The following is a 25,518-nucleotide window of genomic DNA, read 5'->3' on the forward strand; positions in this document are numbered from 1 at the left end:
CTCCCCGCAGCTTATCGCAGCTTGCCGCGTCCTTCGTCGACTTCCTGTGCCAAGGCATCCGCCGTGCGCCCTCGGTATCTTCGCTTTCCTCAGATACCCTAGGCGCCGGGGCCGACAAGGCCCCGGCTTCGTCCTCTGGTTTAGATCTATGAGAATTAAAAATCCGTCGTAAGATAAAAACATACGTTCGCGATCGTGATGAATCGTCGTGTCCATGATGCGAACACCCATCGAACCTAAAGCCTCAGCTTAGGGAATTGATGTAGGTGTTGATCATGTGCGACATTTTCATGTCACGCGCTATGCAGCTGTCAAGGTGCCGGGGGCCTCAAGGGGCCCTCGCAGCCGGATGCTGGGGAATGGAGAAGACGGCCTAGGTTCTCCCTAGAAAGGAGGTGATCCAGCCGCACCTTCCGGTACGGCTACCTTGTTACGACTTCACCCCCCTTACCCTCCACACCTTCGACGCCTCCGCCCCCAGGGGGGGGTTCGGCCGGCGGCTTCGGGTGCAGACGACTCGGGTGGTGTGACGGGCGGTGTGTACAAGGCCCGGGAACGTATTCACCGCGGCGTGCTGATCCGCGATTACTAGCAACTCCGGCTTCACGCAGGCGGGTTGCAGCCTGCGATCCGAACTGGGGCCGGCTTTCCGGGATCCGCTCCCCCTCGCGGGGTGGCAACCCTCTGTACCGGCCATTGTAGCACGTGTGCAGCCCAGGGCATAAGGGGCATGATGACTTGACGTCGTCCCCACCTTCCTCCGGCTTGACGCCGGCAGTCTCCCGCGAGTCCCCAACCTAATGCTGGCAACACGGGACGGGGGTTGCGCTCGTTGCGGGACTTAACCCAACATCTCACGACACGAGCTGACGACAGCCATGCACCACCTGCGCGCCCTCCTCTCGGCCACCGCGTCTCCGCGGCTTCAGGCGCATGTCAAGCCCTGGTAAGGTTCTTCGCGTTGCTTCGAATTAAGCCACATGCTCCGCTGCTTGTGCGGGCCCCCGTCAATTCCTTTGAGTTTTAGCCTTGCGGCCGTACTCCCCAGGCGGGGCGCTTAATGCGTTGGCTGCGGCACGGAGGGGGGATCCCCCCACACCTAGCGCCCATCGTTTACGGCTGGGACTACCAGGGTATCTAATCCTGTTCGCTCCCCCAGCTTTCGCGCCTCAGCGTCAGTGACGGCCCAGAGAGCTGCCTTCGCCATCGGTGTTCTTCCCGATATCTGCGCATTCCACCGCTACACCGGGAATTCCGCTCTCCTCTACCGCACTCGAGCCGCCCAGTCCGGAACCCGGCCCGAGGTTGAGCCCCGGGGTTAGAGGTTCCGCTTAGGCGGCCGCCTACGCGCGCTTTACGCCCAATGAATCCGGATAACGCTCGCCCCCTACGTATTACCGCGGCTGCTGGCACGTAGTTAGCCGGAGCTTCTTCTGCAGGTACCGTCTTGGATCTTCCCTGCTGAAAGCGGTTTACGACCCGAGGGCCTTCGTCCCGCACGCGGCGTTGCTGCGTCAGGGTTTCCCCCATTGCGCAAAATTCCCCACTGCTGCCTCCCGTAGGAGTCTGGGCCGTATCTCAGTCCCAATGTGGCCGATCGACCTCTCAGTCCGGCTACCCATCGTCGGCTAGGTGGGCCTCTACCCCGCCTACTACCTAATGGGCCGCGACCCCATCCCGCGCCGTCGGGGCTTTCCCGCCGCCCCCATGCGGGGGCCGCGGAGTATCCGGTATTAGCCGCCGTTTCCAGCGGTTGTCCCGGAGCGCGGGGCAGGTTGGTCACGTGTTACTCACCCGTTCGCCACTGTATGTCCGCCCGAGGGCGGTTTAACCGTTCGACTTGCATGTGTTAGGCACGCCGCCAGCGTTCATCCTGAGCCAGGATCAAACTCTCCGTTCAAACAGCGCCCTTCCGGGCGCCACAGATCGTGTGAGTCTCGATTCTGTTAAAACTCTCCGCGGGGCCCGTGGCCCCGACGGGGATAAAAGTAAAGCTTTTCGCTTCGAATGTCCGTCTGACGCCCGAGATGAATCTCGGGCTTCCATCCTCAGTATCCGGTTGTGAAGGTGCCGCGGGGCCTCTCCCCGCCGCCGTCTCTCGCGAGCGGCGCAAGGAAGTACTTTACGCGCTTCTCCAATCGGTGTCAACTCGTTCACAAAATCTTGACAACTTTGCTTTCTCGTCTCTCACCGCGAAGAGCCTTGCGAGGTTGTCTTCCGCACTTCCAAAAAAGACAACTTGCTTATAATACCCATCTTCCATAGAAGCGCAAGGGGTCAATTTGAGATTTCTTGAAAATCTTTCCTTTCTGACATCGGTGGAAACTTTTTCGCAAAGAGAGACCGCTATACTGGGCACTCTTAGCTTCAATACACGTTAAAGGATACGCCCATGGCCCATCGCAACCCCAACATCAGCGCCCAACCCTTCCGTTTTGCGATGGAAAACGGCTCAGCGGCTTCCATCCGAAGGGGGGCGCTTCCCCTTCCCGATGTTGCCCGTGAAGCCCTGCGTATCTTGGAGGAGTCCGGGGGCGAGGCGTGGTGCGTGGGTGGCTGCGTGCGCGACGCGCTTCTGGAGCGACCCGTTCACGATGTCGATCTGGCCACGAATCTGCCGTGGCCCTTGGTGCAGAAGGCGTTTCGCGACGAAGGCTGGGGCACGGTGGAGACCGGGGTGGCCCATGGCACTCTGACGGTTGTTCGGGATGGGGAGCCGCTGGAGATCACCACCTATCGCTGCGACGGCACCTACAGCGACGGGCGACACCCCGATGCGGTAACGCCCGCTGCCACCATAGAGGAGGATCTGCTGCGGCGCGATTTCACCGTGAACGCGCTGGCCTATCACCCCGATCGCGGCATCATCGATCCGTTCGGAGGCGCCGAGGACATCGGACGCGGCATCATTCGCTGCGTGGGCGATCCGACGAGCCGCTTTTCCGAGGACGCCCTGCGCATCCTGCGAGCCTGCCGCTTCGCCTCGCAGCTGGGTTTTGCCATCGAGAAGACCACCTTCGATGCCATGCTGGCGTCGAAGCACCTGCTGCGCAAGGTATCGGGCGAGCGCATCTACCGCGAGCTGGAGCGCTTCCTCTGCGGCGACTACGTGCACGACGCCCTCATGGCCTGCGTGGACGTGCTGGCCTTCGTGCTCCCGGAGCTGGTGGCCATGAAGGGCTGCGAGCAGGTGACGAAGTACCATATATACGACGTGCTGGAGCACACCGCCTGGGTAGTGCAGCACACACCGCCCGAGCCCCTGCAGCGCTGGAGCGCCCTATTCCACGACATGGGCAAGCCGGCGGCGGCCTTCTTCGAGAAGCGCGATGGCGAGCTTGTGGAGCACTTCTACGGCCATGCCGCCGTGAGCGTCGTACTGGCCGAGGGCATTATGCGGCGCCTGCCCTTCCCCGCATGGCTGCGGCGCGACGCGCCGACGCTCGTGCGCACCCACGACGATGTAGTGCCGGCGAACTCGCGGGCGGTGCGCCGAATGCTCGGGCGGCTGGGCGGTCGCACCGACCTGTTCGAGGCGCTCTGCGACATCAAGCGGGCCGATGCGCTCGCCCAAGCTCCCTTCTGCGCGCCTCGGGCCGATGAAGCCGAAGAACTGCGATCCGCCCTGCACGAAGTGCTGGCGGCCGAGGAGGCCTTCACGGTGAAGCAGCTCGCCATCAGCGGCAACGATGTGATGGCCCTCGGCGTGAAAGCCGGGCCCGAGGTGGGCCGCATCTTGGATGCCGCGCTCGGCGCCGTCATTGATGAGCGCGTGCCCAACGAACGCGAGGCGCTGCTGGCATTCGCAAGGAGCGTGGCGTCAGCCGAATAGGCGGCCGCCAGCCGAGGAGGGCCCGAGCATAACGGGCGCGCGGCATGTGCGGCAGCCTGTCGCTCATGCCGTATGTTGCCGGGACGGGCAGCCCATCGGCACGCAACATCTAGGCGATGAGATCGGCGATGAGCTTGACGGCGAACAGCGCGATGACCACGAGCATGATGGGGCGCAGGACGAGCGCCCCCTTTCTGTCAAAGAAGGTGGAGCCGAGCCAGTTGCCCACGATGTTGAACGCCGCAGCGGCCAACCCGAGGGCGATGAGCACCTGACCGTTGACGAGAAACACCGCGAGAGCCGCCGCGTTCGTAGCCAGGTTGACAGCCTTGGTGGTGCCGGCCGCGCTCTTCACGTCCTGGCGGCCCACCGCGGCGAGCAGCAGCATGAGGATGGTGCCGGTGCCCGGCCCGTAGAAGCCGTCGTAGATGCCCACGACCAGGGCGATGGCCGCGGTCGCTGCGAGGGCGGCGACCGACGGCAGAGGCCGCTCGGAGAACCGGTTGAGGTCTTTGGCGCGAAACACCAGCACAGCCACAGGCGGCAGGGCCACGAGCATGAACACCATGAGTGCCGTGGCATCGGCAAGCAGGGCCAGGTTCGCGCCCGCGGCCGAACCAACCAGGCCGCAGACAACGCCCACGACGACGAACCGCTTCACCATATAGCCGAACAGCGCATAGCGCACACAGGCCACAGCGGTGCCCAGGGTGCTCGACAGCTTGTTGGTGGCGATAGCGGCATGGGCGGGAAGGCCGGCGAAGAAGTAAGCGGGCAGCGAGATGAGCCCTCCCCCGCCGGCGATGGCATCGACGAAGCCGGCGATGAGCGCCAGCGGGCACACGATGAGAAATTCCATGGAGACCCTTTCCGCCGTCCGTTCGACTAGACGAACTCCAGCCTCGTCCCTTTAACAGCCGCAGGATGCGGGACACCGCGGTCTCGCGGCTGCCTCCTCGCCCCGGCGACGACCGCCATCGCTCAGACATGAAAAGAGCCGCCCGCAGGCGGCTCGTGAGTTCTTGGTAGCTCCGACCGGATTCGAACCGGCGACCTCCGCCTTGAGAGGGCGGCGTCCTAAACCGCTAGACGACGGAGCCACATAGTGCGCTTCATAAAGCCGGGAGGGATAAACACCTCCCGGCCCGATTTCCCTGGTAGCTCCGACCGGATTCGAACCGGCGACCTCCGCCTTGAGAGGGCGGCGTCCTAAACCGCTAGACGACGGAGCCACATAGTGCTTCGCGCGATGAAAATGGCTGGGGTGGAAGGAGTCGAACCCTCACATACGGCACCAGAAACCGCTGTCCTGCCATTAGACGACACCCCAACGACAATTCTTCGCACGAACCGCTAAAGCGGTAAGCGCAAGTGAGTATATTAATGATGAAGGAGCTGTCCGTCAAGACCCAATTTTCTCTTTTTTCGGAATACCCCTCAAGCGGTACGGGCGGCAGAGACAGCGCGGTCTGCTCTCGGGCGGCGTGGAGCCCTGTGGAGTCGGGAGCTGTTCGCAAGCGACAGGCTATTCCTCGGGAGTGCGCCATGCGCAGGGATCGGGGGCGGACAGAGCACGGATGCCCTGGATGATGATCTCCACGCCGTGGGCGAAGGCCTCCTCGGTGTAGGCGCTTCGCACGATGCGCTGCCACAGCGGCGCCGCAGCCGCCTCCCCGTCAGCGCCGCCCCCTCCCTCTTCCCTCAGCTCGGCAGCGGAAACCCCCTTCCGCTCCGCCTCAGCCTGCAAGGCAATGGCATTGCCGACGAATCCGGCGAGATAGGCGTCCACCATAGCCCAGGCCTGGCGCAGCACCGGCTCGGGCATGCCCTGGGCCAAATGCAGGCTCACAATCTTCTCGGTATGGGCGGCCAGGCCGTTGCCGGCTGCCTGGGGGTTCACATCGATGGAGGCCACCTCGGGATGGGCCAGCTCCTCCCGGTAGATGGAGGTCATGGTGCGACGCAGGGTGTCGTCCCAACGCTCCCCGGGAACCGGATCGGTATCCATCGTGCCCATGAACCGCTCGAGCACCGCGCAGAGAACCTCGTCGCGGGAAACGAAGTGACTGTACACCGCCATGGCCGACACGCCCAGATCGCGGCCGAGCGCGCGCATGGTGAAGGCGCCGAGGCCCTCCCGTTCGATGAGCTCGGTCGCCACCTGAACGATGTGGTCGCGCGTGAGCGCCGGGCGCTCCTTAGCGGCCGGGGCATGTCCCATGGGGGCGACTCCCTTCTCCGTCGCGTTTACCTCGTAAGGCAAGTATAGAAAAGCGGCGCGCCCGCGAGGAGCGCGCCGCCTTCTTCCCCATCTGGAATCCAGACCCGATCCCTAGGCCGCTTGGAGCGCGGTGCCCGGACCCTGCTCGGGGTTATGGGGCCAGCTGTGGCAGTTGTCGCACTGGTTGTCGGTGACTTCCTTGTCCCGGGCGTGGCAGTTCACACAGGAGTTGGGGCCGCCGTGAATGGAGCCGTGGGGGTTCGACAGGCCGTAGTCGGCCGTGGTCTCGGCCAGGGCGTCGTAGGAGCCGCCGTGGCAGGACAGGCACTGCTCGTCGGAGACGTACATGCCGTCGCCCGTATCAGCCATCTCGGTGTGGACGCCGCCGGCGGCATCCTCGGTCGTGGACTGAGTCGCCGGCGCGCAGGCGGCCAGGGCCGCGCAGAGGGCCACCGCACAGGCAACGCCGGCCAGCTTGATCATGTTCTTCTTCATAGGACTACTCCCCCTTCATCGCGTGCTCGGCGGCCACATAGCCGAAGGTGATGGCGCGGCCGATGGATGTTCCCGGAATATGACGCGGGTAGTTGCCCGCGAAGAAATTGCCCGAGGCGTTGCCCACGGCGTACAGACCCTCGATGACCTTGTCGTCCACGTCGAGCACGCGGCAGTCGCCATCGATGGTGAGGCCGCCGCCCGTGGCCAGCACGCAGCTGTTGGTGGTCAGCGCGAAGAGGCGCGTGCCCGTGAACGGCATGGTGGTCGCCAGATCGCGGTTGAAGTCCTCATCGATGCCGCCGGCGAAGAAGCCGTTGTAGCGCTCGATAGTGGCGGCGAGGTTCTCCCCGTCGATGCCGGCGGCCTGGCCGAGCTCCTGGGGCGTGGCGCCCTCGAAGAGCCAGCCGCGGCCCTTGAACTCCTCGATGGCGGCGTCGTCCATGCCCTCCATCATGTTCTCGTCGAACACCTGGAAGCAGCCGGCACCATAGCCGGGCTGGGCGTTCTGGGCGTTGGACACGGCCTGGAAGGGTAGATCCTCGCGCACGAAGCGCTTGCCCTCGGGGTTGATCATGAGGCCGAAGTAGATGGCGTTCCACGTGCGGGCATCGAAGAACGAGTCGGGGTTGCCCCAGCGGAAGTTCATGACCGGCTGCGGGCACGGATCCATCTGGGCGCCGATCTTGAGGCCCATGAGGTGGCCGTCGCCGGTGGTGCCCCAACCGGGATTCCGCCAGCTGGACGTGGCGTAGTCCTCCGGTCGGGTCCAGGCCTCCATGAGCTCGGGGTTCGCGTCGTAGCCGCCCGTGGCCAGGATGACGCCCTTGGCGGCGTTGATGCGCCCGTAGGTGCCGTCGGCGTTCTTCACAATGACACCGGTCACACCAGCGCCCTCGCGCACCAGCTGCACGGCCGGGGTGGAGAAGCGCAGCTCCAGATTGCTGTACTGCTTGGCCACTTCCTGCATTTCCAGGCACACGTAGATGCCCGAGTAACCGGAGCGCACGCCGGCATCGGGCGGCAGGCAGGGGCTGTCGTAGAAGCCGAGCTCGGTGGGGATGAGATTGGTCACGGCCGGCATGCCGTTGGAGGAGGGAGGCTCCTCGACCGGCGTGATGACGAAGCCGTTGGAACCCTTGTCGAGCATGGTCTGCCAGAAGTCGGTGGCCTCGCCGGAGCAGTCCACGTAGGTGCGGATCGGTTCGAGGCGCCCACGGCACCGGCGCCGCGCAGGAAATCGCGCCGGGATACGCTTCTCTCCTTCATGGTTCCTCCTTCTCTCCCCGAACCCCTCTCACGGGTTCGCCAGATACCTCAGACCCGTCCTTTCCTTCATTGCCACACGGGCCTTACACTGTAAAGTTAGCAGTGCAATGCGCATCATAGCGACTTTACTTTACATTGTAAAGAGACTGAGGGAACAAAAGAGCCCCGCCGAAGCGGGGCCGATGGGTTCTACGGAAAACCCGATGATGAGAAGGGAGGGGAAGCGAGCCGGTGAACCGCGCCGATGCGGAGGGCGCCGAACGCAAGCCTAGCAGGGCACCGGGCCGTAGCGCCACATGTGGTTCAGAGGACCGCTGCCGCGCCCCAGATCGAGCCCGTCCGCCAGGGCACCGGCCACGTAGGCCTTGGCCTCGCGCACGGCCACATCGACGGCGAAGCCCTGGGCCAGGTTGCAGGCGATGGCCGAGGAAAGGGAGCAGCCCGTACCGTGGGTGTTGCGGGTCTCGATGCGTGGCCCGCGCAGCCAAACGTGCTCGCCGTGAGCCAGATGCAGGTAATCGTCGGCCGCATCGGGCTCGCCCACCCCGTGACCTCCCTTGATCATGATGGCGGGAACGGGCGCGTCGCTGTCGGCGAAGTCGGGTGCCGTTTGCCGGGCCGCCACGATGCGGTCGGCGATAAGGCGGGCGGCCTGTTCCACGTCGGCGGCGCAGGAGATGGCAATGCCGGCGAGCACTTCGGCCTCGGGAATATTCGGCGTGACGACCGCGGCCACGGGGAACAGCTCGGCCACCAGCGCGTCCACCGCCGCATCAGCGATGAGCGCCGAGCCGGAGGTGGCGACCATGACCGGGTCCACCACGATGTTGGCGGCACCGTGCCGGCGCAGCCCATCGGCAATGGCGCGGACGATGGCCGGCGACGAGACCATGCCCACCTTCACCGCATCGGGGCGGATATCCTCGAACACGGCGTCGATCTGCGCGCCTACGAAGGCGGGGTCCACATCGAGCACGCCGGCCACGCCCGTGGTGTTCTGGGCCGTGAGCGCCGTGATGACGCTCTCCCCGAAGAGCTGGTGAGCGACGATGGTCTTCAGATCGGCTTGGATGCCCGCGCCTCCGCTGGAATCGGAGCCGGCGATGGTGAGAACTGCCTTCATAGGGGCCTACCCTTCGATGAACTTCACGGCCTCATCGGTATTGATGACCTTTGCAGCGTAGCACACCTTCATGTACTCGATGCCCTCCTCCTGATTTCCCACGAGGAAGGTTGCCGTCGCGTCATCCACGACGATGATATTGAAGTTGTTGAAGTAGGCATCGGCCACGGTGTGCTTCACGCAGATGTTCGTGTCCATACCGCAGCAGATGAGCGTGTCCACGCCCAGCTCGTTCAGCAGCAGAAGCAGCCCCGTTTGGAAGAAGCCGCTGTAGCGGCGCTTCTCCACCACGTAGTCGGTGGGCTGCGGGTCCAAAAACGGCGAGGTCTGCGCCTCGGGCGTGCCGGCGATGCCGTGGGCGCCCCACAGGGCCAACTCGCGATCGATGCCGGGCAGGTGCGCGTCGTTGGTGAAGATGACGGGCACACCGGCCGCGCGGGCAGCGGTCGTAAGCTTCGCCGTCTGCAGGATGGAGGGCAGAAGCACGGCCTCCAGCGGGCCGCCCGTGGGGTCCCCTAACTCGTCGATGACAAGCAGCGCGCACTTCGCGCGATCGATGGCGTCCAGGTTCACCAGGTCGTTGTTGTTCTCGTCTCCCAGCATGATCGTCCTCTCTCGATGGCGGCCGCGAAAGCAGGCCGGCCTAGGCTTGCGGGTTCGCAGCCCCTCGTTCACGGGGCAGCACCTCATCCATGATACGAGAAAGCTCGCGGGTCGCCGCCGCTATATCGTCGGCGGCGAAGATGGCGCTCACCACGGCGGCGCCGTCCACGCTCAGGTCGGCCAGAAGTGGCAGCGTGTCGCCGTTGATGCCGCCGATGGCCACGATGGGGATATCCACCGCTGCGGCAATGGCGCGGAACTCCTCGGGTGCGAGCACGCCAGCCTCGGGCTTGGTGGCCGTACCGCGCACGCCGCCCACTCCCAGATAGTCGGCGCCGGCGGCCTCGGCAGCGCGGGCCTGCTCTACCGTCTGGGTGCTCACGCCCACGATGGCATCGGGACCGAGCAACGCCCGGGCCCGCTCGCAGGCCATGTCGTCTTGGCCCACGTGCACCCCGTCGGCGCCGACCGCGAGCGCGCACTCCACATCGTCGTTCACCACGAAGGGAACCCCGGCCGCCCGGCACAGGGCCAAAAGCTCGGCGGCCTCCGTGCGCAGCGCGGCCCCATCGGCCCCCTTGTGACGCAACTGCACAAAGGTGGCGCCTCCCTCAAGTGCCTCTTCCACGCACGAGGCCAGGGTACGCTCCCCCAGCCACGCATTGTCGGTCACCGCGTATAGGCGCAACGCGGCCTTCAGGTTTTTCTTATCGAACATGTTCTTACCTCCCGGGTTGAACCCATGTCAGCGAGGGTCCGATAGGTGCCTGGAATTGCCCCGCCTTCGCACCAAGTTGGCTTCGGCCAACGCCGCGCGCGAAACAAGGGGCAAGGCCAGGTGCCTATCGGAGCCACAGCGTCGGCTTAATTCGTTGTCCGTCAGGACAACGAAACAGTGAGTCCGTCCATGATGTCGTTCACCGTCTTCATGGCGCACATCTTGCCGCACATGGTGCAGGTGCCCTCAGTGGAGGGCGGAGCGCTCTCGAAGACAGCGCGGGCGCGGGCCGGATCCAGGGCCAGATCGAACATCTCGTCCCAGGCCACGCGCCGGCGGGCGTCGCTCATGCGGTTGTCGCGGTCACGGGCACCGGGCACGCCCTTGGCGATGTCGGCGGCGTGGGCGGCGATCTTCGTGGCCACCAATCCCTCGCGCACATCGGCCGCGTCGGGCAGGCGCAGGTGCTCGGCCGGGGTCACATAGCACAAAAAGTCGGCGCCCGCAGTGGCCGCAACGGCCCCGCCGATGGCGGCCGTGATATGGTCGTAGCCGGGGGCGATGTCGCACACGAGCGGCCCCAGCACGTAGAAGGGGGCATCGTGGCACAGACGCTTCTGCAGCTTCATATTGGCGGCGATCTCGTCGAGGGCCATATGTCCCGGGCCCTCCACCATCACCTGCACGCCGGCATCCCAAGCGCGACGCGTGAGCTTGCCCAGCTCGATGAGCTCGGCGATCTGCGCCGCATCGGTGGCGTCGTAGCCGCTGCCGGGACGCATGGCATCGCCCAGCGAGATGGTCACGTCGTGCTCGTGCAGGATGGCCAGTACCTCGTCGTAGTACTCGTAGAAGGGGTTCTCACGCCCCGTGGCCTCCATCCAGGCGAAGATGAGGGAGCCGCCGCGGGAGACGATGTTGGTCAGGCGGCCCGTCTCCTTGAACGACTCGATGACCCGGCGGTTCATACCCGCGTGGATGGTGACGAAGTCCACGCCGTCTTCCGCATGGGCCCGCACCACTTCCAAAAAGTCCTCGGGCGTGATGGCGATGAGGGACTTTTCCAGATAGCCGATGGCATCGTACATGGGCACCGTGCCGATCATGGCCGGCGACTGCTCGATAAGCTTCGTGCGGAAGGCGCGCGTCTTGCCGGAGTTCGACAGATCCATGATGGCATCGGCCCCCAGTTCCAGGGCCACGGCCACCTTCTCCCATTCCGTCGCCTCGTCGGCCAAGTCGCCAGAGATACCGAGGTTCACGTTCACCTTGGTGGTCAGCGGCACGCCGTCCAAGGTGGAGCCCACGCCGCCCGGTGTCAGGCTCGCATGGTGGATGTTGGCGGGAATGGCGATGCGGCCGGCGGCCACGGCAGCGCGGATGGCCTCGGGCTCGCGGCCCTCGGCGGCGGCCACGGCGGCCATCTGGGGCGTGACGATGCCGGCACGGGCATAATCGATCTGGGTGACGGGTGCGGCAGCGGCCGGGGCTGAGACGGCGGCAGATACGGACGTTGTGCGATCTTCGATCATAAAACTCCCTTCGTTGGCATTACCCACAGCAGGTTCGGCGGGTCGAGGCGTATGCGGCGCCTCCTCTCAGCCTGCCCGGCCGCCCATACGGCGGCTGCAAGCTCCCCGAATATGAGGTTGTGGTCGCTATTATAACGGCAGGAACACCGCGAGTGTGCCGCTTTCCACGGAAATGCGGGCGGCGGCACCCGCGAGCTCGTTGGAAAGCCCCCAGCTCGTGCGGTTGGTGAGCGCAACGTGGTCGAGACCGTACTTCAGCCCCTCCTCGCACACGCCGGTGGCCACATCGGAAAGGGAGAACACCGACACGATGCCCTCGTCGGCCGCCTCGATCAGCAACTCACCCGGCCCTACCAGCAGTGCGATGCGCTCGCGCTCCCCCACGGCCACCACGTCCAGCCCGCGCTCGGCGAACGAGGCCAGAAGCGACAGGTTCGCAAGTGTGTGGTCGAGCCGACCGCCGAGGGCCCCGTACACTTCCACGGCTCCGGCGCCGCGCGTCAGCGCCTCTTCCAGGGCCAGCTCCATGTCCGAAGCGTCCTTCTCCGCTGGAAATAACTTCACGGGCACGCCCTCGGGCACGAAGCCCAGAGAGTCGAAATCGCCCAGAGCAAGATCGGGCACGCAGCCCGCCGCCTCAAGGGACGCGAAGCCGCCGTCCACAGCGATAACGGCATCGAAAGCACCGCGGGCCGCGCGCTCGGCGAAGTATGCCGCGTTGAAATCCGAGGCGCCGATAAGAGCGTAGGTGGTCACGAAAGTCCCTTCTGGCAAGTTCCGTCCTTTCTGCTACAATACCACAGGCGAGCGGGCCAGACGGCCGCGTACCCATCGGGTGCGAGGAAAGTCCGGGCTCCGCAGGGCAAGATGCCAGCTAACGGCTGGGCGGGGCGACCCGACGGAAAGTGCCACAGAAAAGAAGACTCCCCCGCGCGAAACGTGCCGCCTGCGCGGCACGCACGAAACGGGAGAAAAGCTGAAACGGTGCGGTAAGAGCGCACCAGCGCGCTGGCAACAGCGCGGCTTGGTAAACCCCATCTGGAGCAAGCGCAAATAGGAGCGCCATACGGTGGCCCGCCGTGCGCTCGGGTTGCGTGCTAGAGGCGTCTGGCGACAGGCGTTCGAGATAAATGGCCGTCCCACGACAGAACCCGGCTTACCGGCCCGCTCGTTTTCTCAAAAAGAAAAGGCCCCGAAGGGCCTTTTCGTGTTCCTTGGCGCTCTATCGCGGCAGGTTAGTCGATTTCCTCGAACTCGAAGTCGTCAGCGTCGCCGAAGCCCGAGAGATCCTTCTCGTAGGCCGAGGCCACCGGCGTGGCAGCGGCCACGGCAATGCCCGCCGAAGCGGCCGGAGCGGCCGCAGGGGCGGCCGGCGTCACATAGGAGGAAGGAGCCACGTACTCGTCGATCTCGAAGTTGCCCGTAAGACCGGCGGCCACATCGTACTCGCCGTCGCCGGCAGCAGCGGCGGCGGCCGGCACGTTGGCGCCGATGTCGGCCAGCTTGCGGGAGGCGTCGGAGATGATGTCCTTCAGCAGGTCGGCATACTCCTCGCGCGCATCCTCGCGATCGTCCTGCAGCTTGCGAATGGCGTCGATGACGTCCTGACGGTCGGTGTTGGCGCGATCGATGATGCGCTGGGCCTCGTCGCGGGCGTCCTGGATGGTCTCCGTGGCGTTGGCATTGGCCTTGGCGAGAATCTCGTCAGCGGAGCGCTGGGCGATGATGAGGGCCTGGGCGATGGCGTTGTCGTCGGCGCGCTTGTCGTTGAGCTGGCGCTCCAGATCGGCGATGATCGCGTCCTTCTGGGCGAGCTGGGCATCGTACTCGGCGGTGTCAACCGAGGCAGCCACCGTCTCGGTGATGGCCACCGTGGAGGCAGCCGGCGCGTCGAAGCCGCTGAAGCGATCCTCCTCCAGCTGCGCCTGCAGCTGGGCGATGGTGTCGTTCAGAATGTCGATCTCGTCGGCCACATGCTCGAGGAAGACGTCCACCTCGTCGACATCGTAGCCCTTACGATCGATAGAGAAGCTCTGGTTGTGGATGTCGGAGGCGGTGATAGCCATGTAGTTACCCTAGCCCTTCTTACGTTGCCTTTGTTACCTGAATGCTCATCGCTCGGTTAGATGAGCCAAGCGAGCAGACGTACCCCGAATTGTAATACAAGCAAGGCGATGATGGGAGTTACATCCACCATACCTCCAAGGGGCGGGATCAACTTTCGGAACAAGTCGAGGTACGGGTCGCAGAGTTTCCCCAGCGCTCGGTACACATCGCCAATCACGCCGCTTTGGGTGTTCGGGAGCCACGACATCATCACGTAAATGAAGATGATCATGGAGTACGCGTCCACGAGACGGACGAGAAGCGAGAATAGCATAGAGCAGACTCCTTATCACGGGCCGCGAAACGCCGTTGCCGTACCGTTTGCGACCCTATGCGGCTATTAGATCAGACCCTGGCTGCGCAGATACGAGCGCTCCGCTTCGGAAAGCTCGTTGATCCGCGTAAGGGCGAACACCTTGTTGCCCACGCACTCCACATTGGCATCGAGGGCGCTGGCCACGCCGAACGAGAAGTCGAGGATCCGCTTGGCCAGAGCATCGGGCGTGCCCGTCAGGCACAGCACCACGGCATCCCCCAGCTTAAGCGCTGTGGAGACCGCCTCGGCGTCGTTGTAGGCCACGGGCTTGACCACCTTCACCGTACGGGAGGGGGCGGTGCGGCCGACAGCGGCCGCGCTGCTGGACGAGGTGAAGCTGCGCGCTGCGCCGCGGTCTTCGGAAGGCGCGGGCGCCGTCGGCTCGAACAGCGAGTTGAGACCCTCTGAACGCGCATGGTGAGCCGCCGAGGCCGCCGCCGAGGCCGCCGCGGTGCCCTCCGGGGTCATTTGGGGCGGCAGCGAGGAGTCCACCATGGTGCGGAAGGAGCTGGAGCCTGAGGAGCGACGCGTGGAAATCGCACCGTCATCGGGCAGCGAGGGCACCTGGGTACGGGCACGCACGTCGTCGATGGAAACGAGGCGCGGCATGCTCGAGCGGCCCGACGAGCGCACGCCCGGCTCGCGCGTCGTCACCGAGTCGTAGCGATCGTAGCTCGAGCGGGCGGAGGTGCGGGTGTAGCTCTCGTCGTAGCCGTACTCGCCGTAGTCCTCGCCGTCATCGAACTCCTCGTAATCGTCGTAGAACTCCTCGTGGTCGTCCTTGCGACCGAAGCCCAGTTTCGACTTGATGTCGCCGAACATGCGCTTGCCGTCGTTCAGATCCATGGGGCCTCCTGCTTCGTTTTCGCGACCGCGGGGCCGCGTTCTTGTTCGTTGAAAGACACGGGGGTCTTTTTCCCTCCCGCTGTAAGCCATCCACCATCATAGCAGGTTCGGGGCTACTCCTGAAAAGATTCGCTAAAGATAGCACGGCCGACGCGCACAATGGTGGCGCCGCAGGCGATGGCCTCGCGCCAGTCATCGCTCATGCCCATGGAAAGCTCGGTGAACGCAGCCGCCTCGTCGGAGGGAAGCTGAGCGCGAATCTCGCCCGCCAAGTCGGCCAGGCCGCGGAACGTATCGGCCGCCACGGACAGATCGCCTTGGGGCGCCATGGTCATGAGCCCGCAGACGCGCACATGGGGAAGCGCGGCGCACGAGCGCACGAGGGCGAGCGCCTCTTCGGGAGCCGCGCCGCTCTTCGACGCCTCCCCCGACACGTTCACCTCGACGAGCACGTCCTGCACCTTGCCGAGAGCCTCGGCTGCGCGATCGATCTTCTCGGCGTGGCGAAGCTGGTACAGCGAGTGGATGAGGGTCGCGGCCCCCACGATATCGGGAATGCGCCGGGACTGGATGTTCCCGATGAAATGCCAACGGGCCTGCGGAAACGCCGGGGCCTTGGCAACGATCTGGTCGGGTCGGTTCTCGCCGAAATCCCGTGCACCGGCCTGCAGGGCGCAGGCAACCTCATCGGGGCCCACGGTCTTCGACACCGCGACCAGGCGCACCGATCCGGGGGCGCGCCCGCAGGCCGCGCACACCTCCGCCACCTCGTCGGCGACCGTCCGGTAGCGTTGAGCCGTATTCATGTCGTCACTCCTTTCGACCGGCAAAAGCACCGTGGCGTCCGCAGCGCCCTCCGCTCTTGCGGTATGAGAAATAGCGGTCATCGCAGCAGGCGGTGCACTCCCCCGCCGCCGCGATGCGCCGCGCGGCAATACCCGCCTCGGCAAGACTGGCGCGCACGGCCATCTCGAGATTCAGATGATCGGTTCCGAGGGCGCAGGCCTCACCGAAGCGCTCGACGAAGCGGCCCACGAGCTCCTCGCCGCATTCATAGCAGGCCGCGGCGATATGCGGGCCGATGTAGGCGTTGAAATCGCCCGCATCTGTCAAAGCTCCGGCCTCGGCGTCCAGCGCCGCCACCGCACTGACCGCTTTCGCGGGAATACCGGCGAGCGCCCCGCGCCAGCCGGCGTGGGCCACGGCGAAGGCCCCCGTGGGAGAGGCGACGATCACCGGCGTGCAGTCGGCGAAGCACAGAAGCGCGGTCACCCCCGGCACGTCCACCGCCACGCCGTCGGCGCCCGCGCGAGCAGCGGCGGCGACGGCCGCGAAGGCGGGGGCGTCGGCAGACGACAATGAGAGCACCCTGTCGCCGTGGACCTGGTTCAACGTGAGCATCTCGGTGGCGGCAAGGCCGGCGGCATCGAGCAGGCGGCGGCGGTTCTCCGCAACGGCGGCCGGGTCGTCTTCCACGTGGTCGCCGAGGTTCAGGCTGTCATAGGGCGCCTCGCTCACGCCGCCCCAGCGCCGCGAGAACCCCACACGCAGGCCCGTAGCGGCGAAAAGCGGCTCGTCGGTTAAAAAGGACAGGCCCGCACAAGCGCGGGCCTGCAATGTAGGCAGGGGAAGTGCCATAGGGCGTCGTCGGGCCTCTCTCCTAGCGCGAGCGCTTCAGGAAGTCGGGGATGTAGTCCTCGTCGGCAAAGCGGTTTGCAGGCGCCGGCGCGCTGAAGGTGACCGGGGCCTGCTGCACCGGCTGGGGCGCGGGCGCCTCGGTGGAGGCGAACAGGTCCTTGCGCGGGGCGAAATCCATGGACGCCTGGGCGGCGCCCACCTTGAAGCCCGTGGCGATAACGGTGATACGCACCGCATCGCGCAGCTCCTCGTCGATGATCTGGCCGTAGATGATGTTCGCGTTGTCGTCGGCGCAGGCCTCCACGGTGCGGGCCGCCTCGGACACCTCGGTAAGCGTGAGGTCGGGGCCGCCGGCGATGGAGAACAGCACGCGGGAAGCGCCGGCGATGGAGGACTCCAGCAAGCTGGAAGAGGTGGCCTGCTGGGCGGCGTCGAGGGCGCGGTTCTCGCCCGTGGCCACGCCGATGCCCATCATGGCCGTGCCCGCATCTTTCATGACGGTGCGGATGTCGGCGAAGTCGAGGTTGATGAGGCCGGGGATGGTAATGAGATCGGTGACGCCCTGAATGCCCTGGCGCAGCGTGTCGTCGCAGATGCGGAAGGCGTCGATCATGGACGTCTTCTTATCGACGATCTCGAGCAGGCGGTCGTTGGGGATCACAATGAGAGTGTCGACCTTTTGCGAGAGCAGATCGATGCCCTGGTCGGCCTGGTTGCGACGCAGACGGCCTTCGAAGGAGAAGGGCTTGGTGACCACGCCCACCGTGAGGGCGCCGATCTCCTCACGAGCAATCTCGGCCACGATGGGGGCCGCGCCCGTGCCCGTGCCGCCGCCCTCGCCGGCGGTGACGAAGACCATGTCGGCCTCGGCCAGCGCCTCGCGGATCTCCGCGCGGCTCTCTTCGGCAGCCTGGCAGCCCACCTGCGGGTTCGCGCCGGCGCCCAGACCACGCGTCAGCTCCTCGCCGATGTGGATGGTCTTATCGGCGTCGGACATGAGCAGCGCCTGGCGGTCGGTGTTGACCGCAATGAACTCGACGCCTTTCACGCCGGCTTCCACCATGCGGTTCACCGCATTGGTGCCGCCGCCGCCCACACCGACGACCTTGATGACCGCCAGATGATCTCCGCCCGAGATATTCGCCATGGTTTCCTCCACACTAGCTGCGTTTATTGCTGCGTTTTTCAATCGTTCTTCACGGGCCTTTGCAGGCACGCCCTTTGAGCCGCTCATTCGAGCAGCCGTTATGTGGGGATATTGTACACGATGAGCTGCCCATTGCAACGACTGGCGCGGTCAAAGGATTCCCCACGTCCACGAATACGACAGATTACCGATCCAGGATTTCGAAGCGCCGCGCGGCTCCTTGACCGGTAACAGGAGAATCGCCCTCCCCGGACAAAGGCATCCCGCTATACGGCACGCCAGGTAGGACGGTCGGGGACGCGGACGTTGATATAGGCGACCTTGCCCTCGTTCTTGGCCATGATCTCCAGGCAGATGCGCTCCTTATCGCGAATGTCCTCGGCGGTTCCGAAGGCGATCTGGATGCCGTTTTCCAGGGTGAGCAGCGTCGACTGCGCGTCGGTGGCCGAGACGGCCTTCACCTGGTCGGCCAGCTCGCCGGTCAAGCCGCCCAGAATCTCCAGCGCATTGTTCACGTTGCCGTCGGTGCAGTAGGTTCCCACCTCCGGCGCGAGCCCGAAGGGCACGCCGGTGATGTGCAGCACGCTGCCGGCATCCTCGTAGATCTGCGGACTGATGGACTGCCCCAGCTCGGAATTCTGATCGGGAATCTCCATAAGCCACATGCCATCGGAGGCGATGGCCCAATGCTGGGTCGTCTTGGCGTTGTCGGCCACCACGTCCACCACGGCGGCGATCTTGCGCTCGGTCACAGCGATCTCCAGCGTGTTGGGAAAATGGCGGTTCACCCTCACGTCGGCCACCCAGGCATCGCGCACTACGCTGTCGGCCACCGCCGAGGCGTCCACGTTGAGCAAGGTGGTGCCCTGGGGCACCGCTGCGAGCACCGCCATCTCGTCGCTCGTCAAATGATCGGCGCCCGTCACCTCCACCTTCTCGATGGTGAAGGCCGAGGAGAAGTAGAGGCCCGCATAGACCACGCCGAGCACCGCCGCCGTCACAGCCAAGGCCACGATTACGCGAAAGGCGCCGGAGCGCTTGGGGCGCGCAACGCCCTCGCGCAACGTCGTAGCGCGACGGGATGCGCGCGAACGATCCATGTCGCCCAAACGGACCGAGGTCACCGCCTTGCGCGTGGAGGCGGCGCGGCCCGAAGACGGCCGGCTCGTGGGCGCCGATGCGCCGCGCGCGGATCTCGAGCGCGGCGACGGCATCCGACCGGCGGCGGGCTGCCAGCTCGACGAGGGTACGGCGCGGCGGGCGGCGGTCTTGTTGTAACGGGGGTTGTTCGCCCCTCCCCTAGCCATGATGCTCCCCGACGGCGCCGTGAGCGCCGTGCACGGGCGCGTCGGCGGCAGCCGCCCGCGGTGCGTCGGCGCCGAAGCCCACCATGCGCACCTCGGGCACCAAATCGATACCGAACGTGGCCGCCACGCAGCGACGCACGTGCTCCATGAGCGCACGCACGTCAGCCGCCGTGGCCGCACCGGCGTTCACGATGAAGTTGCCGTGCACGTCGGACACCCGGGCACCGCCCACGCACGTGCCCTTCAGCCCCAGCTCCTCCACGAGCTTGCCCACCGAGGCGCCGTCGGGGTTTTTGAACACGCTGCCGCAGGTGGGAAGCGACAGGGGCTGGGTCTGCTGGCGGCGCGCCAGGTTCTCCTCCATCTTATCCCGCACCTTGAACGGGTCGGCCGCCTCGGCGGACAGCTCGCATTCCAAGATGACCTCGTCGGGCGAGAACGAACTCTCGCGATAGCCCCAGGAGAGCTCCGAGCCGCGACGACGCAGAAGGCCGCGCCCGGGCCGGTAGGTGGTCACCGTCACCACGCGCTCGCCGATCCACTCGTCCCGGGAGCCCGCATTCATGCGCAGGGCCCCGCCGACCGTGCCCGGCGTGCCCACGGCGAACTCGAAGCCGCCCAAATTGCGGCGGAAGGCGTCCTGCACCACCGAGGAGAGCGTGGCCCCCGCGCCGACCATGAAGCGGCCGTCCTCGAACCGCGAGGTGCGGAAGTCGCGCCCGAGGGCGATGGCCACGCCGCCGAAGCCCTCGTCGGCCACGAGCACGTTGGAGCCACGGCCCACAACGACCCACGGCACGTTCCCATCCGCGCACACGTCGACAAGACTGCAGAGCGCGCCGATGGAGTTGGCGCGCACGAAGAAACGCGCCGGGCCTCCGATACGGTAGGTGGTATGCCGGCTCATAGGCTCGTTGGGGTACACATCGCCGTCAAAGCGATCGTCTACGAGCAGCGATTGGAGCGGAGAGGCGTGACGGGCCATGGACGCAACCCCTAGCGGCCCAGCTCGTCGACGAGCTGGGGCGCCACGGCGGTAACGTCCCCGGCGCCCATGGTGATGATCAGGTCCCCCGGCTCGGCCACCTCGATCATGGCGGGCACCACGTCGATGCGACGCGGCACGTACCGGGTTCCGCCATGGCCGTGCTCCACTACGGGCGCGAGAAAGGTCTTGCCCGTGATACCGGGCACCGGCGCCTCTCCGGCCGAGTACACGTCCATGAACGTCACTGTGTCGGCCCCGTCGAAGGCGGCCCCGAACTCGTCGCGCATCACCTCGGTGAACAGTGCCGCACGAGAGTAGCGATGCGGCTGGAACAGCACATGCACGCGCTTGAAGTCGAGTTCCTTGGCCGCCTTGATGGTGGCGGCGATCTCGGTGGGGTGGTGCGCGTAGTCGTCCACCACCGTCACCCCGGCCGCCTCGCCGGCCAGATCGAAGCGCCGGCGCACGCCCGAGAACTCGCCGAGCTTCTCGGCGGCCGTCTCCACGTCGAGACCCAGCGCGTCGATGAGCGTAAGCACCGCCGCGCCGTTGGCCACATTGTGCAGGCCCGGGTTTTGCTTGATGGAGCTGGCCACCATGCGCCCGTCGGGCAAACGCAGCGTGAAGCGCGTGCCCACGCCGGCGGCCTCCCACACCGTCACCCGGGCATCGCAGCCCTCGGAAAAGCCGTAGGTGATCACCGGGCGCTTCGTCGAGCGAGCCTGCGCCACGAGCCCCTCGTCATCGCCGCACACCACGATAGGGCCGCCCTCGCGCACCCCTTCCATGAACATGCGGAACTGGGAGTAAATCTCGTCGAGACCCTCGTAGTGATCCAGATGATCGGCCTCGATGTTGGTGACGATGGCCGCAGCCGGCGTGAGGTAGGTGAAGGACTTGTCGGACTCGTCGGCTTCCACCACGTAGTAGTCGCCGGTGCCGGAATGGGCGTTGGTGCCGTAGGCGCGCACGATGCCCCCGATGAGGAAGGTGGGGTCGCACCCCATGGCGTCCAGGGTACTCGCGAGCATGGACGAGGTGGTCGTCTTGCCATGGGTGCCGGCCACGGCGAGCGTGTCCAGGTTGCGCCCCAGATGAGCCAGCATCTGGGCACGGTGGCAGATCTTCAAATCGCGGCGGCGCGCCTCGATAAGCTCGGGGTTGTTGTCCAGAATGGCCGTGGACACCACGACCATGGGATCTCCTTCGGGAATGTTCGCGCCGTCCTGGCCGATGAAGACGGTCACGCCCGCGTCGCGCAGCTGCTTGGTATAGCGGCTCTCCTTCAAATCGGAGCCCGACACCTCCATACCCTGATCGTGGGCGACCCGCGCGATGCCGCTCATGCCGACGCCGCCGACTCCGATGAAGTGAAGCTTGTCCGTGCTCATAGCCAACCGCCTTACACCCGTCTCGTGTTCAAACTTCGCTATTGTACAGCACGCGCGACCGGTTGGGCCGCCGCTTCCACGACATCTGCCAACATCGCGGCCGCCTCGGTCGTTTTCTGCGCCCGCGCGGCGTCGCGCTGGGCCTCGCGCACCGCTTCGTCGTCGATAAGCAGCGAGACGGCTTGAGCGAAGCTCTCGGTTTCAAGCTCGGCATCGGGCACCATAAAGGCGCAGCCGGCCTCCACGTAAGAGCGGGCGTTGGTGGTCTGGTGGTCCTCGGTAGCGTAGGGAAAGGGCACGAGCACCGCGGGGATGGCCAGAGCGGAGATCTCGGCAAGGGAGGTGGCGCCGGCCCGCGAGACGATGGCGTCGGCAGCGGCCATAGTCTCGCCCATGCGGTCCTGGTAGCCCATTACATGCCAGCGACGCTCCTCGTCGGGCGTGAGCGCCAGGGCCTCGCGCACCGCATCGAGCTCCTTCGGACCGGTGATGTGCACCACATGCAGGTGCGGCCGGGCCAGCAGGTCGTCCTTCATCGCGACGACGGCCTGGTTGATATGACGCGCCCCGAGAGAGCCGCCGAAGACGAGCAGCATGAAGTCGTCCTCGCCCAAGCCGAACAGGGCCCGGCCACTTGCGCGGTCGGCCTCGACGACCTGGCGGCGCACCGGGTTGCCTGTCAGGCGCACCGATGCGCCCTCAGGCAATCCGGCCCGAGCGTGCTCGTAGGTCAGGCATACCGCCTCGGCCTTCTTCGCGAGGTACCTGTTGGCCATGCCGGCTACGGAGTTCTGCTCGTGCAGCACCACCGGAATGCCCGCCTTCTCGGCGGCGCGGGCCACGGGAATGGACACATAGCCCCCGAAGCCGACGACCACATCGGGCTCGATCTCGCGGAACCACTTCCGCGCCTTGGCCGTGGATGCGGCGATCTTAGCCACGCCGCGGGGCAGCGACAGCAGGTGCGCCCGATCGAATCCCGAGGCCTCGAAAGCAGTGAAGGGCACGCCGGCCGCCGGCACGAGACGGGCCTCGACCCCCTCGGGCGTGCCGGCGAAGCGCACCTCCCACCCGCGCGCGGTCAGCTCCTCGGCCAAGGCGAGGGCCGGATTGATATGGCCGGCGGTTCCGCCGCCGGAAAGCACTGCCAGCATAGCCTACCTCCTCGAAGATCGGGATCGGGTTCTTTCGGATCGGCCGCCGGCTCTATCGGCGGATCCCGCAGGCCGGCGCCGCTGCGCGCAGGCCCGCGCGTCGCGGGGGCCCGCATCGTCGACAAACCGGGTGCGCCCGGCACGCTCGGCTCCTTCCGCACGCCCCTGCTTCACGAGGCGCAAGTCGGCCCGACGCTGCTCGTAGACGGACGGGGCCGCATCGGCCCTCGAGACCGACAGCACGAGCCCCACCAAGATAAACGACGCGAGCATGGACGTGCCGCCCGACGAAATGAAGGGCAGGGGCTTGCCCGTGGTGGGAAACACGCCGATAACGCAGGCGATGTTCAGAAACGCCTGAAAGACGAGCATCACCGTGCAGCCGCCGGCGATCATGGATCCCACCTCGTCGGGCGACCCCTCGGCAATGGAGAGCCCCGAGAGGAGCACCCCGAAGAACAGCGCGATAACGGCCATGGCGCCCACAAGCCCCAGCTCCTCGCCGATAACCGCGAAGATGAAATCGCTCTCGGAGGCGAACAGGTACTGGAACTTCTCATGGGAGTTGCCGAGGCCCACGCCGAACAGGCCGCCCTCGGAGAGCGCGTAGAACGAGCGGATGATGTTGTAGCCGGTGCCGTAGCCGCCCTTCCCGTCGTTCCACGGATCGAGGAACACCATACGGTCGGCACGATAGCCGGTGCCGAACACAGCGATGAGGCCGCCCACGAAAGCGGCTACGAGCAGTGCCGCGATAGCCCGCCGACTCACCCCGCCCATCCAGAGCACCGCGAGAATACCCACGAAGCAGATGGCCGTGGTGCCCAGATCGGACTGGGTTCGGTACATAAGTCCTACGGGCAGGATGACGAACAGAAACGCGCGGACCATAGCGGCGCGAAAATCAACCGCCCCGCTTTGGTAGTCCACTAAAAGGCGCACGGCCACGAGCAGAAAGGCGATCTTGCAGAATTCGGAGGGCTGCATCTCGGTGCCTCCGACGGCGAGCCAGCGCTGGGCGCCGTAGTGGTCGACGCCCACGAGCCACACCGCGAAGATGAGCAGGACGGCCACACCCCACACGATCCACACCAAAGGCCCGATCCACACATGGTAGGGCACGACCTTCCACAGCACGAGGGCGACGATGACGCCGAGCACAGCGTAGATCACTTGATTGCGGAAGAACGTCTCGGCGGGCGCGCCGTTCTCCAGGGCCTTAACGATGGAGGCGGAAAACACCATTACGAGCCCGATGAGCACCAGCGCGAGCACGCACAGGAGCAGGAGAACACGAGGCCCCTGCAAGAAGGGGCCCATCGTGGAAGGACTCTGTCGCGCGGCGCGGCTCATGCGCCTGCCCGAACCGCCGCAGCACGGGCGGCCACGAGCTTTTTGAAGACATCGCCGCGTTCCTCGAAGCAGGAGAACTCGTCGAAGGAGGCGCAGGCCGGCGAGAGGAGGACAACCTCGTCGGGCGTGGCGACGGCCAAGGCCTCATCGAGGGCCGCCTCCATGGTGGGAGCACCGAGCACCCGCAGAACCCGCGAGCCCGCAAAGGCCGCCTCAAAGCGCTCGCGCGCCTCGCCGAAGCACACGACCGCCGCGGCGCTCTCCTCGCAGGCCGCCACGAGCGGCGCCAGATCGGTTCCCTTGTCGCGGCCGCCGAGCAACACCACAGGCCGCGCGGGCAGAAACGCCGTCAGCGCCACAAGCGTCGCGTCGACGTTCGTGGCCTTGGAATCGTTATAGCAAGCCACGCCGGCCACGCTGCCGGCCGGCTCGATGCGATGCTCCAGGGGCGCGAAGGACAGAAGCCCCTCGGCCACAAGCGACGCCGGCGCGCCGAGCGCCAGGGCGGCCGATGCCGCGGCCAGGGCGTTGGCCTGGTTGTGGGAGCCCTTGATCTGAAGGTCGTCGACGGAGACGAGCTCGGAGACCTCGCCGCCCAACGCCACCATAAGGCGCCCTCCCGCTCCGCGGAACGCCGCGTTCGCTGATCCGCAGGCCGCGCGCATGTCGCCCCCCACGCCCGCCGCGGTGCCCACGGGCGCATAGGGAAACGGGAACCCGCCGGCCTCGCGCGCCGCGCGGATAGCCGCGCGCACCTCCTCGTCGCAGGCAACGAGAATCGCCATGGCACCCGGGGTGCGCTTCAAGTTCGCGAGCACCTTCCACTTGGCCGCCGCGTAGTTCTCGTGGCTGCGGTGCCACGCCACATGATCGGGGGTGATGTTGAGCACCACCGCCGCATTCGGGGCGAAGTCGCGGGTAGAGGCCAGCTGATAGCTCGACACCTCGGCGACGTAGACCTCGGTCTCCCCCGCTGCCACGGCCTCGATGCACGTATCGCCGATGTTTCCCACCGCCGCGGCGTCAAAGCCGGCATGGCGCAGCACGTGGGCGATCAGGGCCGTCGTGGTGGTCTTGCCGTTGGTGCCGGTCACCGCCACCCACTTCGCGTCGGCGGCGCTCTCGCGCCAGGCAAACTCCACCTCGCTCACCACTTCGGCGGCCGCCGCCTGGGCGCTGCCGTAGAAATCGGAGAACTGGGAGATGCCCGGACTTGCGATGCACAGGTCGTAGACGCCCTCGATAGCCTCGTGGTCGAACATGACCACCGCGCCCCGCTCCCGCGCGGTCTCAGCCCACGCCTCGGCATCGGCGCCCGGCGCGCCCGTCGCCACGGCGAGCGCCTCCACGCGGCCGCCCAGCAGGTTCAGGCAGTAGTCGGCCACGGCGCGGCCCGACTTGCCGAGGCCGAGCACGAGCACGCGCCCGAGGTTCGCCGGGGCGAGCTTGCGCCCTTCCAGATACTCGCGCGCCCCCATG

The 25,518-nt window shown here is 66.2% G+C and carries 22 protein-coding genes, 3 tRNA genes, 1 rRNA gene, 1 other RNA gene and 1 riboswitch; of the genes, 2 read left to right on the top strand and 25 right to left on the bottom strand.

Going from position 1 to position 25,518, the window contains the following annotated elements; translation table 11 throughout:
* Positions 1-388: 388 nt before the first annotated feature.
* Positions 389-1,900 (bottom strand): 16S ribosomal RNA (locus C811_RS08450).
* Between the two features lie 492 nt (positions 1,901-2,392).
* Between C811_RS08450 and C811_RS08455 the strand changes: the two genes are divergently transcribed.
* Positions 2,393-3,832 carry a CCA tRNA nucleotidyltransferase gene (locus C811_RS08455; RefSeq protein ID WP_016309141.1) on the top strand — a complete coding sequence of 480 codons (1,440 nt, stop codon included), beginning with the start codon at positions 2,393-2,395 and terminating at the stop codon, positions 3,830-3,832.
* Positions 3,833-3,941: 109 nt separating this feature from the next.
* Here C811_RS08455 and C811_RS08460 read toward each other — a convergent pair whose 3' ends face one another.
* From C811_RS08460 to C811_RS08515, 12 genes are all read right to left on the bottom strand, one after another.
* Entirely contained in the window at positions 3,942-4,691 is a 750-nt protein-coding gene (locus tag C811_RS08460) for a sulfite exporter TauE/SafE family protein (protein ID WP_016309142.1), read from the bottom strand.
* A gap of 164 nt (positions 4,692-4,855) precedes the next feature.
* Positions 4,856-4,932, bottom strand: a tRNA-Glu gene (locus tag C811_RS08465).
* 55 nt (positions 4,933-4,987) lie between these two features.
* Positions 4,988-5,064 (bottom strand) — tRNA-Glu (locus C811_RS08470).
* Positions 5,065-5,088: 24 nt separating this feature from the next.
* Positions 5,089-5,162, bottom strand: a tRNA-Gln gene (locus C811_RS08475).
* 195 nt (positions 5,163-5,357) lie between these two features.
* On the bottom strand, positions 5,358-6,053 hold the full coding sequence (locus C811_RS08480) for a TetR/AcrR family transcriptional regulator (RefSeq protein WP_016309143.1): 696 nt from the start codon (positions 6,051-6,053) through the stop codon (positions 5,358-5,360).
* A gap of 111 nt (positions 6,054-6,164) precedes the next feature.
* On the bottom strand, positions 6,165-6,548 hold the full coding sequence (locus C811_RS08485) for a cytochrome c3 family protein (protein ID WP_016309144.1): 384 nt from the start codon (positions 6,546-6,548) through the stop codon (positions 6,165-6,167).
* A 4-nt stretch (positions 6,549-6,552) separates the two neighbouring features.
* Entirely contained in the window at positions 6,553-7,737 is a 1,185-nt protein-coding gene (locus C811_RS08490; protein ID WP_016309145.1) for an FAD-dependent oxidoreductase, read from the bottom strand.
* A gap of 348 nt (positions 7,738-8,085) precedes the next feature.
* Positions 8,086-8,940 carry a bifunctional hydroxymethylpyrimidine kinase/phosphomethylpyrimidine kinase gene (thiD, locus tag C811_RS08495; protein WP_016309146.1) on the bottom strand — a complete coding sequence of 285 codons (855 nt, stop codon included), beginning with the start codon at positions 8,938-8,940 and terminating at the stop codon, positions 8,086-8,088.
* A gap of 6 nt (positions 8,941-8,946) precedes the next feature.
* On the bottom strand, positions 8,947-9,543 hold the full coding sequence (locus tag C811_RS08500) for a cysteine hydrolase family protein (RefSeq protein WP_016309147.1): 597 nt from the start codon (positions 9,541-9,543) through the stop codon (positions 8,947-8,949).
* A gap of 40 nt (positions 9,544-9,583) precedes the next feature.
* The gene (gene thiE / locus C811_RS08505) at positions 9,584-10,261 is read right to left on the bottom strand and encodes a thiamine phosphate synthase (protein ID WP_016309148.1); all 678 of its coding nucleotides are present in this window, start codon (positions 10,259-10,261) and stop codon (positions 9,584-9,586) included.
* A 161-nt stretch (positions 10,262-10,422) separates the two neighbouring features.
* Positions 10,423-11,793 carry a phosphomethylpyrimidine synthase ThiC gene (thiC, locus tag C811_RS08510; RefSeq protein WP_016309149.1) on the bottom strand — a complete coding sequence of 457 codons (1,371 nt, stop codon included), beginning with the start codon at positions 11,791-11,793 and terminating at the stop codon, positions 10,423-10,425.
* Positions 11,782-11,911, bottom strand: a riboswitch (TPP riboswitch). Its footprint overlaps the gene before it by 12 nt.
* 11 nt (positions 11,912-11,922) lie before the next feature.
* Entirely contained in the window at positions 11,923-12,549 is a 627-nt protein-coding gene (locus tag C811_RS08515) for a thiamine diphosphokinase (protein ID WP_016309150.1), read from the bottom strand.
* A gap of 48 nt (positions 12,550-12,597) precedes the next feature.
* Here C811_RS08515 and rnpB point away from each other — a divergent pair.
* An RNA gene (gene rnpB, locus C811_RS16125) (RNase P RNA component class A) lies at positions 12,598-12,968 on the top strand.
* A gap of 60 nt (positions 12,969-13,028) precedes the next feature.
* Here the strand turns inward: rnpB and C811_RS08520 are convergent.
* From C811_RS08520 to murD, 12 genes are all read right to left on the bottom strand, one after another.
* Positions 13,029-13,859: a DivIVA domain-containing protein gene (locus tag C811_RS08520; protein WP_016309151.1), complete on the bottom strand. Its 831-nt coding sequence runs from the start codon at positions 13,857-13,859 to the stop codon at positions 13,029-13,031.
* Between the two features lie 56 nt (positions 13,860-13,915).
* Positions 13,916-14,173, bottom strand: coding sequence for a YggT family protein (locus tag C811_RS08525; protein WP_016309152.1), 258 nt, complete (start codon positions 14,171-14,173; stop codon positions 13,916-13,918).
* 66 nt (positions 14,174-14,239) lie between these two features.
* Complete coding sequence (gene sepF / locus C811_RS08530; protein ID WP_016309153.1) at positions 14,240-15,061, bottom strand: cell division protein SepF; 822 nt, start codon at positions 15,059-15,061, stop codon at positions 14,240-14,242.
* Positions 15,062-15,174: 113 nt separating this feature from the next.
* Complete coding sequence (locus C811_RS08535) at positions 15,175-15,867, bottom strand: YggS family pyridoxal phosphate-dependent enzyme (RefSeq protein WP_016309154.1); 693 nt, start codon at positions 15,865-15,867, stop codon at positions 15,175-15,177.
* 4 nt (positions 15,868-15,871) lie between these two features.
* Complete coding sequence (locus C811_RS08540; RefSeq protein ID WP_016309155.1) at positions 15,872-16,699, bottom strand: purine nucleoside phosphorylase YfiH/LACC1 family protein; 828 nt, start codon at positions 16,697-16,699, stop codon at positions 15,872-15,874.
* A gap of 22 nt (positions 16,700-16,721) precedes the next feature.
* Positions 16,722-17,846, bottom strand: coding sequence for a cell division protein FtsZ (gene ftsZ / locus C811_RS08545; RefSeq protein ID WP_016309156.1), 1,125 nt, complete (start codon positions 17,844-17,846; stop codon positions 16,722-16,724).
* 266 nt (positions 17,847-18,112) lie between these two features.
* Positions 18,113-19,153 (bottom strand): cell division protein FtsQ/DivIB, encoded by a 1,041-nt coding sequence (locus C811_RS08550; protein WP_016309157.1) that lies wholly within the window; start codon positions 19,151-19,153, stop codon positions 18,113-18,115.
* Complete coding sequence (gene murB, locus C811_RS08555; protein WP_016309158.1) at positions 19,146-20,138, bottom strand: UDP-N-acetylmuramate dehydrogenase; 993 nt, start codon at positions 20,136-20,138, stop codon at positions 19,146-19,148. The genes C811_RS08550 and murB overlap by 8 nt, the downstream gene beginning before the upstream one ends.
* Positions 20,139-20,149: 11 nt before the next feature.
* Complete coding sequence (gene murC, locus C811_RS08560) at positions 20,150-21,532, bottom strand: UDP-N-acetylmuramate--L-alanine ligase (protein ID WP_016309159.1); 1,383 nt, start codon at positions 21,530-21,532, stop codon at positions 20,150-20,152.
* 38 nt (positions 21,533-21,570) lie between these two features.
* The gene (gene murG, locus C811_RS08565; protein WP_016309160.1) at positions 21,571-22,686 is read right to left on the bottom strand and encodes an undecaprenyldiphospho-muramoylpentapeptide beta-N-acetylglucosaminyltransferase; all 1,116 of its coding nucleotides are present in this window, start codon (positions 22,684-22,686) and stop codon (positions 21,571-21,573) included.
* A gap of 3 nt (positions 22,687-22,689) precedes the next feature.
* The gene (locus C811_RS08570; protein ID WP_016309161.1) at positions 22,690-24,006 is read right to left on the bottom strand and encodes an FtsW/RodA/SpoVE family cell cycle protein; all 1,317 of its coding nucleotides are present in this window, start codon (positions 24,004-24,006) and stop codon (positions 22,690-22,692) included.
* Positions 24,007-24,035: 29 nt separating this feature from the next.
* Entirely contained in the window at positions 24,036-25,517 is a 1,482-nt protein-coding gene (gene murD, locus C811_RS08575) for a UDP-N-acetylmuramoyl-L-alanine--D-glutamate ligase (protein WP_016309162.1), read from the bottom strand.
* Position 25,518 lies beyond the last annotated feature (1 nt).

It is taken from the genome of Adlercreutzia caecimuris B7 (assembly GCF_000403355.2).
Classification (GTDB): domain Bacteria; phylum Actinomycetota; class Coriobacteriia; order Coriobacteriales; family Eggerthellaceae; genus Adlercreutzia; species Adlercreutzia caecimuris.